Annotated in this window: 13 protein-coding genes; 5 read left to right on the plus strand and 8 right to left on the minus strand. The window is 72.5% G+C overall.

Annotated features, from left to right (window positions below; genetic code table 11):
• Positions 1-6: 6 nt before the first annotated feature.
• Both ACFZBD_RS11150 and ureA read right to left on the minus strand, forming a co-directional pair.
• Entirely contained in the window at positions 7-1689 is a 1683-nt protein-coding gene (locus ACFZBD_RS11150; protein ID WP_391139657.1) for an urease subunit alpha, read from the minus strand.
• Positions 1689-2372: an urease subunit gamma gene (ureA, locus tag ACFZBD_RS11155; RefSeq protein ID WP_391138953.1), complete on the minus strand. Its 684-nt coding sequence runs from the start codon at positions 2370-2372 to the stop codon at positions 1689-1691. The genes ACFZBD_RS11150 and ureA overlap by 1 nt, the downstream gene beginning before the upstream one ends.
• A 139-nt stretch (positions 2373-2511) precedes the next feature.
• On the opposite strand from ureA, the gene ACFZBD_RS11160 reads away from it, so the two are divergent.
• Positions 2512-3933: a cytosine permease gene (locus ACFZBD_RS11160; RefSeq protein WP_391138955.1), complete on the plus strand. Its 1422-nt coding sequence runs from the start codon at positions 2512-2514 to the stop codon at positions 3931-3933.
• 186 nt (positions 3934-4119) lie between these two features.
• Here ACFZBD_RS11160 and ACFZBD_RS11165 read toward each other — a convergent pair whose 3' ends face one another.
• The 3 genes from ACFZBD_RS11165 to ACFZBD_RS11175 form a co-directional block, all read right to left on the minus strand.
• Complete coding sequence (locus ACFZBD_RS11165) at positions 4120-5208, minus strand: branched-chain amino acid aminotransferase (RefSeq protein WP_391138957.1); 1089 nt, start codon at positions 5206-5208, stop codon at positions 4120-4122.
• Between the two features lie 245 nt (positions 5209-5453).
• Positions 5454-6494, minus strand: coding sequence for a 3-isopropylmalate dehydrogenase (locus ACFZBD_RS11170; RefSeq protein ID WP_391138959.1), 1041 nt, complete (start codon positions 6492-6494; stop codon positions 5454-5456).
• 81 nt (positions 6495-6575) lie between these two features.
• Positions 6576-6707: a hypothetical protein gene (locus ACFZBD_RS11175; protein WP_391138961.1), complete on the minus strand. Its 132-nt coding sequence runs from the start codon at positions 6705-6707 to the stop codon at positions 6576-6578.
• Positions 6708-7012: 305 nt separating this feature from the next.
• Between ACFZBD_RS11175 and ACFZBD_RS11180 the strand changes: the two genes are divergently transcribed.
• Together ACFZBD_RS11180 and ACFZBD_RS11185 are read left to right on the plus strand one after the other, a co-directional pair.
• On the plus strand, positions 7013-7351 hold the full coding sequence (locus tag ACFZBD_RS11180; protein ID WP_391138963.1) for a helix-turn-helix transcriptional regulator: 339 nt from the start codon (positions 7013-7015) through the stop codon (positions 7349-7351).
• Complete coding sequence (locus tag ACFZBD_RS11185) at positions 7348-8073, plus strand: hypothetical protein (RefSeq protein WP_391138965.1); 726 nt, start codon at positions 7348-7350, stop codon at positions 8071-8073. The genes ACFZBD_RS11180 and ACFZBD_RS11185 overlap by 4 nt, the downstream gene beginning before the upstream one ends.
• Positions 8074-8115: 42 nt before the next feature.
• Here ACFZBD_RS11185 and ACFZBD_RS11190 read toward each other — a convergent pair whose 3' ends face one another.
• The 3 genes from ACFZBD_RS11190 to ACFZBD_RS11200 all read right to left on the minus strand — a co-directional run bounded on the left by ACFZBD_RS11190 (position 8116) and on the right by ACFZBD_RS11200 (position 11379).
• The gene (locus tag ACFZBD_RS11190; RefSeq protein ID WP_391138967.1) at positions 8116-8652 is read right to left on the minus strand and encodes a GNAT family N-acetyltransferase; all 537 of its coding nucleotides are present in this window, start codon (positions 8650-8652) and stop codon (positions 8116-8118) included.
• A gap of 138 nt (positions 8653-8790) precedes the next feature.
• Entirely contained in the window at positions 8791-10422 is a 1632-nt protein-coding gene (pruA, locus tag ACFZBD_RS11195; RefSeq protein ID WP_391138969.1) for an L-glutamate gamma-semialdehyde dehydrogenase, read from the minus strand.
• Between the two features lie 30 nt (positions 10423-10452).
• A complete protein-coding gene (locus ACFZBD_RS11200) occupies positions 10453-11379 on the minus strand; it encodes a proline dehydrogenase family protein (protein WP_391138971.1) in 927 nt (308 codons plus the stop codon).
• A gap of 182 nt (positions 11380-11561) precedes the next feature.
• On the opposite strand from ACFZBD_RS11200, the gene ACFZBD_RS11205 reads away from it, so the two are divergent.
• Both ACFZBD_RS11205 and ACFZBD_RS11210 read left to right on the plus strand, forming a co-directional pair.
• Positions 11562-12674 carry a helix-turn-helix domain-containing protein gene (locus ACFZBD_RS11205; protein WP_391138973.1) on the plus strand — a complete coding sequence of 371 codons (1113 nt, stop codon included), beginning with the start codon at positions 11562-11564 and terminating at the stop codon, positions 12672-12674.
• 212 nt (positions 12675-12886) lie between these two features.
• Positions 12887-14065 (plus strand): DUF1266 domain-containing protein, encoded by a 1179-nt coding sequence (locus tag ACFZBD_RS11210; RefSeq protein WP_391138975.1) that lies wholly within the window; start codon positions 12887-12889, stop codon positions 14063-14065.
• Positions 14066-14137: the final 72 nt, after the last annotated feature.

Raw genomic sequence — 14137 nt, forward strand, 5'->3', positions numbered from 1 at the left:
AGGTCCTCAGAGGAAGTAGAGACGGTTGAGGGAGATGGACTCGGCCGGTTCGGAGCGGATCGGGTCGCCGTCCAGCGACACCAGACCCGTCCGGCCGTCGACCGCGACGTCCCCGATACGGGAGTTGAGGAGCAGGTCGCCGGGGCCGATGCCGCGCGTGCCGCGGACGGCCACCCGGCGGCGGCGGGTCGGCATCGCGTCGGAGCCGAGATCGACGGCCGCCTGGGCGACGAAGGCGACCGAGATGTCGGCCGGGGTCGCTCCGTGGGCTCCGAACAGCGGTCCGAGGACGAGCGGCTCGCAGGTGTCCGTGGCGGCGTTGGGATCGCCCACGACCCCCCACGCGGGGAAGCCGGACTTCAGGACGAGCTGCGGCTTGGCGCCGAAGAACTCCGGCCGCCACAGCACGATGTCCGCCATCTTGCCGACCTCGATCGAGCCGATCTCGTGGGCGAGGCCGTGGGCGATCGCCGGGTTGACGGTCAGCTTGGCCATGTAGCGCAGCACGCGCGCGTTGTCGTCGTGCGCGCCGTCGCCCTCCAGCGGGCCCAGCTCGGCCTTCATCTTCCCGGCCATGGCGAAGGTCCGGCGTACGGTCTCGCCGGCCCTTCCCATCCCCTGCGCGTCGGAGGAGGTGATCCCGATCGCGCCGAGGTCGTGCAGGACGTCCTCCGCCCCCATCGTCCCGGCCCGGATCCGGTCGCGCGCCATGGCGGCGTCGCCCGGGAGGTCGGTCTTCAGGTCGTGGACGGAGACGATCATCCCGTAGTGCTCGGCGACCGCGTCGCGGCCGAAGGGCAGCGTGGGGTTGGTGGACGAGCCGATGACGTTCGGCACGCCCGCCATCTTCAGCACGTTCGGGACGTGCCCGCCGCCGCAGCCCTCGATGTGGAAGGCGTGGATCGTCCGGCCGTCCAGGACGCGCAGGGTGTCCTCGACCGAGAGGCACTCGTTGAGGCCGTCGCTGTGCAGGGCGACCTGGACGTCGTGCTCCTCGGCGACCCGCAGGGCGGTGTCCAGGGCGCGGGTGTGCGCGCCCATGTCCTCGTGGACCTTGAAGCCGGAGGCGCCGCCCTCGGCGAGCGCCTCGACCAGCGGGGCGGGGTCGGAGGAGGAGCCGCGGGCGAGGAAGCCGATGTTGACGGGCCAGGCGTCGAAGGCGTTGAAGGCGTGCTTGAGGGCCCACGGCGAGTTGACGCCGACGCCCCAGACGGGGCCGAACTCCTGCCCGATGACGGTGGTGACACCGGAGGAGAGGGAGGCCTCCATGATCCGCGGCGAGAGGAGGTGGACATGGGTGTCGATGGCTCCGGCGGTGGCGATGAGGCCCTCGCCGGAGACGATGGAGGTGCCCGTGCCGACGACGACGTCGACGCCGTCGAGGGTGTCCGGGTTGCCGGCCCGCCCGATGGCGTGGATCCGGCCCTCGCGGATGCCGATGGACACCTTGCGGATGCCCTGGACGGCGTCGATCACGAGGACGTTGCTGATCACCACGTCGCAGGTGTCGCGTACGGCCGCGGCCTTGAGGTGCAGTCCGTCGCGGGCGGTCTTGCCGAAGCCGGCGAGGAACTCGTCGCCCGGCTTCTGGGCGTCCGACTCGACCCGGACGACGAGGCCGGAGTCGCCCAGGACGACCCGGTCGCCCGTGCGGGGTCCGTGCACCGACGCGTACTCGTAGGGGTCCATCACGCCTCCGCTCCCAGGTAGCCACAGGCCGCCGCGCGCCGCAGGGCCTCTTCCTTCGCGCCGGGTCCGTCCAGCGGGCCGTCGACCAGGCCCGCGAACCCGATGGCGACGCGGGCGCCGCCGATGGGGACGAGGCCGACCTCGGCCGCGCCGCCCGGGTCGAAGCGGAACGAGGAGCCGGCGGGGACGGCGAGCCGCATGCCGTAGGCGGCGGCGCGGTCGAAGTCGAGCCGGGGGTTGGCCTCGAAGAAGTGGAAGTGGGAGGTGACGCTGACGGGGACGGCCGCGGTGTTGCGGACGGTCAGGGTGAGCGCGGGCGGCTCCTCGGCGTGGGCCGGGGCCGGCAGCAGGGCGCCGGGGGCCGCCTCGCCGAGCGCGCCGCCGCCGATCGGGTCGGAGACGACCGCCAGCCGCGAGCCGTCGTCGAAAACGGCCTCGACATGCACTTCGGTGACGACATCGGCCACCCCCGGCAGCACGTCGTCCGGGCCGAGGACGGACCGGGCGGCGGCGATCGCCTCGGCGAGCCGCCTGCCGTCGCGGGCCGCCTCGCAGACGGTGTCCGCGATGAGGGCGGTCGCCTCCGGCACATTGAGCCGCAGGCCCCGGGCCCGGCGGGCCCGGGCGAGCTCGGCGGCGCCGAAGAGCAGCAGCCGGTCGCGTTCCGTGGGGGTCAGTCGCACGTCAGAAACACCTCCTGTTTGAGTGACACTCTAAACTGAGAATCCGCCGGTTCCAAGCATTGACGGAGCCGGTCCGCATAGGTCACATTGAGCGTCGCTCAAAAACCTCGTCCGGACTCTAGCCCCCGCAGGGAGCCCCATGCCGATCGAACAGCGCGGAGTCGACACCATCCCCGAGGCGGAACGCACCAGCGGCCCCCGTGACCTCCTGTCGATCCTGCTCGGCTCGAACCTCTGCCTCGGCGTCATCGTCTTCGGATGGCTGCCCGTCTCCTTCGGCCTCGGCCTGTGGGCGTCGGTGACCTCCGTCGTCGCCGGCACCCTCGTCGGCGTCGCCTTCACCGCCCCGCTCGCGCTCGTCTCGCTGCGCACCGCGACCAACCTCTCCACCTCCAGCGGCGCCTTCTTCGGCGTGCGCGGACGGCTCGTCGGCTCGGTGGTCGGCCTGCTGCTCTCGCTCGGCTACACGGCGCTGACCCTGTGGATCGGCGGGGACGTGATGGTCGGCACGCTCGCCCGGCTGACCGGGCTGCCGACCGGCGGCGCCACCCACGCCGCCGTCTACGCCCTGCTCGCCGCCTGCACGGTCGTCGCCGCCGTGTACGGCTACCGGCTGCTGCTCCAGCTCAGCAAGGCGCTCGCGATCGGCATGATCGTGCTCCTCGCGCTCGGCGTGGCGGCCTACGCCGGCGATGCCACGGCCGCCGCGGTGCCGGACACCCCGTACCTCCTCGGCTCGTTCTGGCCGACCTGGGCGCTGGCCGCCGTCGCCGCCGGACTGAGCGGACCGGTCGCGTTCATCACGCTCCTGGGCGACTACACCCGCTACGTCTCCCCCGCCCGGTACGGCGCGCGGACCGTCTGGCGCACCACCTGTCTCGGTCTCCTCGCCGGCCTGCTGATCCCCCAGCTCTTCGGTACGTACACGGCCCTGGCGGCGCGCGGCGCCCTCGACTACGCCGGGCCGCTCGTCGACGCCTCCCCGGTCTGGTACCTCGTCCCGCTGCTCCTCGCGGCGACGGCCGGCTCGGTCGGCAACGCCGGGCTCATGCTGTACTCGATGGGCCTCGACCTGGACGCGATCCTGCCGCGCACCACCCGGGCGCGGGCGACGCTGGTGGTCGCGGCGGTGGCGACGGCCTTCGTCTTCCTCGGCCACTTCGCCTCCGACGCGCAGACGGCCATGACGTCGTTCGTGCTGCTGCTCACCGCCATCGGCACGCCGTGGGCGGTGATCACGCTGATCGGGCACCGGCGCTGCGGCGGGGCGTACGACCCGGAGGCGCTCCAGGTCTACAACCGGCGGGCGCGCGGCGGAGCGTACTGGTTCTCGGCCGGCTGGCACCCGCGGGCCGTCGCCTCCTGGGCGCTCGGCGCCGGCGTGGGACTCGCGGCGGTGTCCACCCCGCTCTACGAAGGGCCGCTGCTCGCCCTGACCGGCGGGGTCGACTGCAGCTTCGTGCTGTCGGGCGCGGTGGGCGGCCTGCTCTACGCGGCGCTCACACCGAGGACGGCGGGGGCGCCGGTAACGGAGGCGGAGGCGGAGGTCGCCGTCTCCTGACGGGCCGGCACCCGGCCGGAAGCCTCCCGACCGAAAGCCTCCCGACCGGAGGCCCCCGACCGGAAGCCCCCCGACCCCCGGCGGGCGTACACCCGGTCGACGCGCGGGCCGCCCGGGTCCGGCGTACGGAACGACGAAGGGGCGCCCCGACGGCGGGGCGCCCCTTCGCACACACTCCCGGTGGTGTCAGCCGAGCTGGTGCGTCCAGCCGTGGACGTCCTCGGTCCTGCCGGTCTGGATGGCGAGCAGCGCGTCGCGCAGACGCATCGTCACCTCGCCCGGCCGGCCGTCCGACTGCCGCCACTCGCCGCGGGCCGCCTTGACCGTGCCGACCGGGGTGATCACCGCGGCCGTGCCGCAGGCGAAGACCTCGGTGAGGCTGCCGTTCTCGGAGTCGGCGTGCCACTGGTCGATGGAGACCCGGCCCTCCTCGGCCTCGTAGCCGAGGTCCTTGGCGAGCTGGAGGAGGGAGTCACGGGTGATGCCGGCGAGCAGGGAGCCGGTGAGCGTGGGGGTGACGATCCGGTTCCCGTACACGAAGCACAGGTTCATGCCGCCCAGCTCCTCGACCCACTTGTGCTCGACGGCGTCGAGGTAGGCGACCTGGTCGCAGCCCTTCTGCGCCGCCTCGGCCTGCGCGAGCAGGGAGGCCGCGTAGTTGCCGCCGGTCTTGGCGTCGCCGACGCCGCCGGGGACGGCGCGGACGCGGTCCTCGGAGAGCCAGATGGAGACGGGCTTCACGCCGCCGGGGAAGTACGGGCCGGCGGGCGAGGCGATGACGACGAAGAGGTACTCGTTGGCCGGGCGGACGCCGAGGCCGACCTCGGTCGCGATCATGAAGGGGCGGAGGTAGAGCGACTCCTCGCCGCCGTGCGCCGGGACCCATGCCTTGTCCTGCTGGACGAGCAGGTCACAGGCCTCGATGAAGGTCTCGACGGGCAGTTCGGGCATGGCGAGACGGCGGGCGGACGCCTGGAAGCGCCGGGCGTTGGCGTCGGGACGGAAGCTGGCGACGGTGCCGTCGGGCCTGCGGTACGCCTTCAGGCCCTCGAAGATCTCCTGGGCGTAGTGCAGGACGTTCGTGGCGGGGTCGAGGGAGAGCGGGCCGTACGGCACGAGCTGGCCGTCGTGCCAGCCGCGGCCCTCGGTCCAGCGGATCGTCACCATGTGGTCGGTGAAGTGGCGGCCGAACCCGGGGTTGGTCAGGATCGCCTCCCGCTCCGCTTCGGACAGCGGGCTGGAGGAGGGCTTGAGCTCGATCGTGGGCGTCGTCATCAGTGCGTGTCCTTCACCGGTTGTGTGTGACGGACCGCGCCGACGCCGCTACCAGTGCTCTGCTAGGACGTCCGAGCTTGCCCGCATGCCGCGGCCCCACGTTCGATTATCGCCCGTGGGAGGCGGTGCGGGAAACGGTGTGCGCGCGGTCCGGGATGTGAGAGGGGGCACCCGGGGACCGCGGAAGACGCCGGCCGCCGGGCGCGAAGGGCGACCCGGCGGCTGGGAGGTGATCAGTCGGCGGGTCAGCGCGCTACGCGTACCGCGAGCGCGTCGCCGATCTCCTCGGTCGTACGGACGGAGTCACCGCGCTCGGTCAGATCGGCGGCGACCGCGTCCTCGATGCGGCCGGCCTCGGTCTCGTGGCCGAGGTGACGCAGGAGCAGTGCGACGGAGAGGACGGTGGCCGTCGGGTCCGCCTTGCCCTGGCCGGCGATGTCCGGCGCGGAGCCGTGGACCGGCTCGAACATGGACGGGAACTCGCCGCTGGGGTTGATGTTGCCGGAGGCGGCGACGCCGATGCCGCCGGAGACGGCCGCGGCGAGGTCGGTGATGATGTCGCCGAAGAGGTTGTCGGTGACGATCACGTCGAACCGCTCGGGCTGGGTGACGAGGAAGATCGTCGCCGCGTCCACGTGCAGATAGTCGGTGGTGACCTCGGGGAACTCCTCGGCCACCTTGGTGAAGATGTTGGTCCAGAGGTGACCGGCGTACGCCAGGACGTTGTTCTTGTGGACCAGCGTCAGCTTCTTGCGCGGGCGGGCCTGGGCGCGGGCGAAGGCGTCGCGGACCACGCGCTCGACGCCGAAGGCCGTGTTCACGGAGACCTCGGTGGCGACCTCGTGCGGCGTGCCGGTCCGGATGGAGCCGCCGTTGCCGGTGTACGGACCCTCGGTGCCCTCGCGGACCACCACGAAATCGATCTCGGGCTGGCCCTTGAGCGGGGTCGACACGCCGGGGAGCAGCTTCGAGGGACGCAGGTTGACGTGGTGGTCGAAGAGGAAGCGGAGCTTCAGCAGGAAGCCGCGCTCCAGCACGCCGGACGGGACCGAGGGGTCGCCGATCGCGCCGAGCAGGATGGCGTCGTGCTGCTTCAGGGCCTCGGCGTCCGCGTCGGTGAGCGTCTCACCGGTCGCGTGGTAGCGCTTGGCGCCAAAGTCGTACTCCTTCGTCTCCAGCTTCACATCCTGCGGGAGCGCGGCGGCGAGGACCTTGAGGCCCTGGGCCACGACCTCCTGGCCGATGCCGTCGCCGGGAATGACTGCGAGATCGATGCTGTGAGACATGTCGGCACCCTACTCCTCGTCCCAGTCGCTGACACGCGCCGTCCACCATACGGACGCACGGCGCGCGTCGCGCCTCGGGCCTCAGTGGCCGGTCTCGCCGCCGTTGTCGCGGCGGTCGAGGGCGCGCTGGAGGGCGGCGGCGGCGTTCTTGCGGGCCTCGTCCTGGGGGCGGGCGACGGAGTGGCGGACGCGACGGGCGGTCTGAGTGGTCATGAGGGATCGACTCCTTGAGATCAGTGGTGATCCGAGATCAGTGGTGATCGAAGGCGCCGGAGGGGGCGGGGAGCGCCGCCGCAGGGGTTGCCTGCACAGGGCGTCGCGCTCACGACCGCCATTCGCTCGATGGAGCGAGACGTTCGGCTCCTACAAAGCTAGGACAGCCGGCCGCATCTGTCTCCACAATTACTCGGACTTCCTACTATCTGAGACGGCGGCGCTCCGGCGGGAGCCCGCCGACCCCATGACTCGACGTCACTAGCTAGGTTGCTTTCCTACCTAGCTGGTGATGGAATGCAGCCATGGCCGCAGACCGCAGATCCAGCTGGCTCAAGGGAGTCCTCGACCTGCTCGTCCTCTCCCGTCTGACCGACGGCGAGAGTTACGGGTACGAGATCGCCAAGGCCCTCGCCGAGGCGGGGCTCGGGGAGATCAAGGGCGGGACGCTCTATCCCGTGCTCAACCGCCTGGAGGAGGCCGGGTTCCTCGACGCCGAGTTCCGGGCCGCCGAACGGGGGCCCGGGCGGCGCTACTACCGGCTCACCGAGCGGGGGCGCGAGCACCTCGCCGCCGAGAGCGCGGCCTGGCTGACCTTCCACACCGCCGTACGCACCACGCTGAACACCGGGGGAATCGCATGAACACCGAGCCGGACACCTACTTCGACGAACTCGCCACCGCGCTGCGCGCCACCGGCGTCCCGGCGGAGCAGATCACCGCCACCGTCTCCGAACTGCGCGGACACCTCGCCGACGCGGGCTCGTCGCCGGAGGAGGAGTTCGGCCCCGCCGCCCGGTTCGCGGCGCGCCTGGGCGGCACGGCGCCCACGGCGGCCGAGCCGGACGGAGGGGCGGAGACCTGGCTGTGGACGGCCGACATCTACAACGACCGTCGGCTGCTGGCCCACTACGGCGACCAGGGCTGGGAGGTCGAGGGCCTGGACGGGCTCGGCCGGTTCCGGTGCCGCCGGGTGCCCGGCGCCGCCCTGCGCTGGGAGTACCGCCGCGAGCTGATCAGCGGGAAGCGGCGCGCCGAGGCGCTCGACCGGCTGACCCCCGAAGGGTGGGAGATGTGCGGGGAGTGGACCGTCTACGCCTACTTCAAGCGTCCGAAGGCGGCGAGCGAGGGGCCGGCGGGGGCTCTCGACACCCTGCCGGCACGGCCCGGCCGGTGGCTCTTCCTCAGCCGTAAGGGCAAGGCGCTGCTGGCGGTCTGGGCGGTGCTGGTCGCCGCCATGGTGACGGTGGTCTTCTTCGGCGCCCTCGATCTGCCGCCGTTGACGGTGGTCTTCGCCGCGCTGTTCGGCCTGGCCGGCGGGCTGATCGGCCTGAAGCGGGACGCGGCCAAGGGCTGCCAGGGCTGAGCGCCCGAGGCCGGAAGCTGACGAAGGCGGGGGCTCCCGCTCTCAGAGCACGTCGCCGTCGCGCCAGTCGAAGGTGAGCGGCGCGGCGGGGTCCGGCAGGCGGGCGCCGGCGGCCGGGCGCAGGAAGGTGGAGTCCTCCTCGTCCGGCAGCGGGACGATCCCGCCGGGGCCGAGCACCTCGATACGGCCGCCCCACAGCACCCAGCCGCGCGCCCGGTAGAGCGCCGCGCCCTCGTCCGACGCGGACAGCGCCCCGAAGGCATAGGCCCCGTCGACGACCCGTTCCAGTCGGGCCATGACCTCACCGCCCAGCCCCTGCCGCCGCCGGTCGGCGCGGACGCCCACACCCTCGACGTACCCGACCCGGTGCGAACGGCCCCGGTGCAGCACCCGGCGCATCACGACGCTGCCGTGCGCGGCGATGCCGTGCTCGTCCTCGATCCAGGCATGGACGCCGCCGAGGGCGTGGTCGAAGTCCTCGTCGGAGAAGCCGCCCTCGAAGGCGGCGTCGAGCATCCGCCGTACGGCCCGCAGCCGTGCGGGCCCGAGCTCATGGGTGGCGGCGGTCGTCACGGTCATGGTCCCAGTCTCCCCCACGCCTCCCCGCCGCCCGGCCCCGCGCGGTCCGCCCATGAGAACCGCCCCCGTCCTCGATTGGGGGACCGAGGAGGGGGGCGGTGTCGGGGGGACGGGCCGTCAGCGGCCCGTGCGGGGGCGTCAGCCCATGTGGGGGTAGCCGTACTCGGTCGGCGGGACCAGCGTCTCCTTGATGGCGCGGGTCAGCGTCCAGCGCATCAGGTTCTGCGGGGCGCCGGCCTTGTCGTTCGTACCGGAGGCGCGGCCGCCGCCGAAGGGCTGCTGGCCGACGACGGCGCCGGTCGACTTGTCGTTGATGTAGAAGTTGCCCGCGGCGAAGCGGAGCTTCTCCATCGTGTACGCCGTGGCGGCGCGGTCGCCGGAGATGACCGCGCCGGTCAGCGCGTAGTCCGAGGCCGACTCCATCTGGGTCAGCATCTCGTCGTACGCGTCGTCCTCGTAGACGTGCACGGCGAGGATCGGGCCGAAGTACTCGGTCGTGAAGACCTCGTTCTCCGGGTCGGAGCACTCGATGACGGTCGGGCGGACGAAGTAGCCCTCGGAGTCGTCATACGTGCCACCGGCGACGATCGTGCAGGTCGGGTCGGCCTTCGCGCGGTCGATCGCGGCCTTGTTCTTGGCGAAGGAGCGCTCGTCGATCACGGCGCCGATGAAGTTGGTCAGGTCGGTGACGTCACCCATCTTGATGCCGTCGACCTCGGCCGCGAACTCCTCCTTGAAGCCGTCGTTCCAGAGGGAGGCCGGGACGTAGGCGCGCGAGGACGCGGAGCACTTCTGCCCCTGGAACTCGAAGGAGCCGCGGGTCAGCGCGGTCTTCAGGATGCCGCGGTCGGCGCTCGGGTGGGCGACGACGAAGTCCTTGCCACCGGTCTCGCCGACGATCCGCGGGTAGGAGCGGTACGTCTCGATGTTGTTGCCGACCGTCTTCCACAGGTGCTGGAAGGTCTTGGTCGAGCCGGTGAAGTGGATGCCGGCCAGGTCGCGGTGGTTCAGGGCCACCTCGGAGACGGCGATGCCGTCGCCGGTCACCAGGTTGATGACGCCCTTGGGCAGGCCGGCCTCCTCCAGGAGCTCCATGAGGAGCACGGCGGAGTGGGTCTGCGTGGGGGACGGCTTCCAGACCACGACGTTGCCCATGAGGGCGGGGGCGGTGGGCAGGTTGCCCGCGATGGCCGTGAAGTTGAACGGCGTGATCGCGTAGACGAAGCCCTCCAGCGGGCGGTGGTCCAGCCGGTTCCACACGCCGGGGGAGTTCGCCGGCGGCTGCTCGGCGAGGATCTGGCGGGCGTAGGAGACGTTGAAACGCCAGAAGTCGACGAGCTCGCAGGGGGTGTCGATCTCCGCCTGCTGGGCCGTCTTGGACTGGCCGAGCATGGTGGAGGCGGCCAGCGTCTCGCGCCAGGGGCCGGCCAGCAGCTCGGCGGCGCGCAGGATGATCGCGGCGCGGTCGTCGAAGGACATGGCGCGCCAGGCCGGAGCGGCGGCCAGGGCGGCGTCGATCGCGTCCTGGGCGTCCTGCTGGGTGGCCGCGGCGAAGGTGCCGATGACCGCCTTGTGGTTGTGCGGCTGCACGACGTCGAAGCGCTCGCCGCCGCCCATGCGCTTGACCCCGCCGATGGTCATCGGCAGCTCGCGCGGGTTGTCGGCCAGCTCCTTGAGCTTGGCCTCCAGGCGGACGCGCTCGGCGGAACCGGGGGCGTAGCTGTGCACCGGCTCGTTGACCGGAGCGGGGACCTGGGTGACAGCGTCCATGAGTCTCGTTACTCCTTGTGAGAGGTGGGCTCAGCCCTTGGTGAGGATGGAGCGGGCGAAGAAGAGGAGGTTGGCCGGCTTCTCCGCGAGGCGGCGCATGAAGTAGCCGTACCAGTCGGTGCCGTACGCGGTGTAGACGCGCATCCGGTGTCCCTCGGCGGCGAGCCGGTTCTGCTCCTCGCCGCGGATGCCGTAGAGCATCTGGAACTCGTACTCGTCCAGTTTGCGCCCGGCGCGGCGGGCGAGCTCCTGGCCGACGGAGATCAGGCGCGGGTCGTGGGATCCGATCATCGGGTAGCCCTCGCCGTCCATGAGGATCCGCATGATCCGGACGTACGCCTTGTCGATCTCGGCCTTCTCCTGGAGGGCGACGGAGGCGGGCTCCTTGTAGGCGCCCTTCACGATCCGGACGCGGGAGCCGTTCGCGGCGAGGCGGCGGGCGTCCCCCTCGGTGCGGAAGAGGTACGCCTGGATGACGCAGCCGGTCTGCGGGAAGTCCTTCCGCAGCTCCTCGTGGATGGCGAACATCGAGTCGAGGGTGGTGTGGTCCTCGGCGTCCAGGGTGACCGTGGTGCCGATCTCGGCGGCGGCCTCGACGACCGGGCGGACGTTGGCGAGCGCCAGCTCGTGCCCGTTCTCCAGCGCCTGGCCGAACATCGAGAGCTTCACGGACATCTCGGCGCGCTCGCCGAGGCCCAGCTCCTTGAGGCGGCCGATCAGCTGCAGGTACGCGTCGCGCGCGGCGTGGGACTGCTCGACGGTGGTGATGTCCTCGCCGACGACGTCGAGGGTGACCTCCAGGCCGCGGCCGGTGAGGTCCTGGACGATCGGGATGACGTGGTCGACGGTCTCCCCGGCGATGAACCGGTCGACGACCTGCTTGGTCCCCGGGGCGGCCGAGACGAAACGGCGCATCTTGTCGCTGCGGGACGCGGCGAGGATCACGGGACCCAGCACGGGGACCTCCAGAAGGACAGGTGACGAAAGGTGCTTACCCGATCTTTCGCAAGGAACCGGGAAGAGCACGGAGAACCACCGTGAAACCTAAGGATCGCTCCGATCCTCTGCCATCGACACCTGTCACGCATCTGTGGACGGCATCTCATACAGATGTCTGAAGCGGGTGCGAGAATGGCGCTGTGAAGGGCGATTACCAGGAACTGGTGGACGAGATCTCCGCGCTGCTCGGGGCTCCGGCGACGCTGGAGAACCGCGATTTCGGGCTGATCGCCTTCGGCGCCCACGACAGCGAGGACGACGAGGCGATGGACCCCGTCCGGACGCGCTCGATCCTGACCCGGAAGTCCACCCCGGCGGTCCGCGCCTGGTTCGAGGGCTTCGGCATCACCCGGGCGACGGCTCCGGTCCGCATCCCCGCCGCCCCGGACGCCGGGGTCTTCCGGGACCGGATCTGCCTTCCCGTACGGCACCGGGGCGTCGTCCTCGGGTACGTCTGGCTGCTCGACGCCGAGCCGCACCCCACGCCCGGGCAGCTCGCGGCGGCCATGGAGGTCGCCACCCGGATCGGGAGCCTCCTCGCGGACGAGGAGCGGGCGGGCGCCGACCTGGCGCGCGAGTTCGCCGCGGTCCTGACCGCCGGGCGCGGCTGGCAGAGCGAGATGGCCGTCGCGGCGCTCCGGGTGGCCCTGGGGCCGAGCGCGGACGGTCTGCACACCGTCGTCTGCGTGACCCCCTGGCAGGGCGAGGTCCCGGCGATCCGGGCGGTCCCCGGCGCGGCGGCGGTCGCCACGCTCCCCGAGGGCGCGTCCCTCGCCGTCCTCGTACGACTGCGCACGGCCGAGGACCTCTCCCCCGCCCACACGGCCGCCGACCGGCTGCGCGCCGCCGCCCCGGCCGGCATCGCGAACCCCCGCCGGGGCCTCACGGAGCTCCCGGCGGCCTGGCGGGAGGCCAACACCGCGGCCCGCGCCGCCACGGCGCAGCCGACGCTCGGCCCGGTCGCGGAGTGGGCCGGCATCGGCCCGTACCGCCTGCTCGCGGCGCTCTACCACCCCGAGATCGATCCCGTGGTCGCTCCCCTGATCGCCCCCGCCCACGCCGAACTGGCCCGCACCGCCGAGGTGTTCCTGGACAGCGCGGGCCAGGCGGGCCGCGCGGCGGCGGCCCTGGGCATCCACCGCCAGACCCTCTACTACCGGCTCTCCCGGGTCGAGCAGCTCACCGGCCTGGACCTGGACGACGGCGAGGACCGCCTCCTGCTGCACATGTCCCTGAAGTCGGCCCGGCTCTGAGCCTCCGGCGGTCCGGCCCTGCGGGCCGATTTATAGGATCACCCCATGATCACGGGGAGTTGGGCGCCACCCACGCACACCGAGCGGACGCCGTACGAGGCCCGGAGGCGGCCACCCGCGGCGGCGGGCCCGCCCGGCGGCTGCTCACCCACGCCGGCGGACACCCGCACGCGCCGGCCCCAGGACCCTTCGAGCCCCTACCGGAACATCCCATGGTCATGAACCCCCACCACCCTCCCGCTCCCCACGGCGCCCCGTGGTCCCCGCCGTCCGAGACCGAACACCTGCTGCAGGAGGCGGCGCTGCGCGGAGACCTCGCCGGACAGATCCGGGTCCTCGCCGGGGCCGAGCTGTTCGTCGGCGCCCCCCGGGCCGAGGTGGACGCCGAGCCGGAGACGGTCTACTGGCGGGAGCACCGGACACCTGCCGGGTTCCTCGTCCGGCCGGTCCTCACCCGCGGGATGCTGCCTCCCTGGCAACCGGACTGGGTCTTCCACCACATCACCCTCCGGTACGCCGCCGAGTTCACCTGGCGCGACCCCCGGACGCTCCTCGCCGTCAACGGCGGCACCCCCGGACAACTGCTCCTGCCCGCCACCCCCGAGCACCGCGCGGAATGGCTGCGCGCGTACGGCGAGCGGGAGCAGGGGCGGAGCGACCGCTTCGCCGCGCTGCGGCACGGGCCCCTGCACGGCCCGCTCGCCTTCGGCCTCGGGTGCGGCGCCCATCTGGCGTTCCGCAACGGCGTCCCGTGGAACGACGTCGGCTCCGCCTACAGGGGCTACACCCACGAACACGAAGCGCTCCGCGACAGCTGGGGCATCACCGACAGGGCGGGCTGGCGCAAGCAGCTCGACGCGCTCCTGGACGGCCGCAACAGTCCGCCGGAGCCGGACTTCGCCCTCCGCGTCCGCGAGGGGCTGCGCGAGGGGAGCGGCGCCGTGCCCTCGGCCGAGGAGTGGCGCGAGACGGCCGCGGGGCACGCCCAGGACCTCGGCGCGAGCCCGGCGACGGTGCGGCACATCGAGGAGCTGGTGCGCCGCATCCTGCGCTACGAGTCCCGGTTCCGGGCCGACGGACTGCTGCCGCCGGACGGGCGGGTGCGCAGGACCGTCGCGTACGACTACGGCCGGGCGGTGAACCTGACCCGCTGGGGCCTGTCGGCCCGCTTCTGCGCACCTCCGGAGGCCGAGCAGGCGATCGTCCACGCGGGGGCGCTGGCCCGCGCGGCGTACGGATCGTGGCAGGAGTACTCGGCGGGGTACGCGCTGGGTCGGGTGCTGCGGTTCGACGGCGAGGAGTACGGCCATTTCCACGAGGAGAGCGTGGCCGCCCACCGGGTCCTGACGGAGCACGCGGGCAGCCCCTGGCGGAACCTCTCCTGGCGCTGAGCGGCCCGTCCCCGCGTCTCCCGGCAGCACGGCACCCGGCGGCCGGACGGATCGTGCGGGACGATCGTCCGG

This window comes from Streptomyces sp. NPDC008121 (genome assembly GCF_042957155.1).
Lineage (GTDB): Bacteria > Actinomycetota > Actinomycetes > Streptomycetales > Streptomycetaceae > Streptomyces.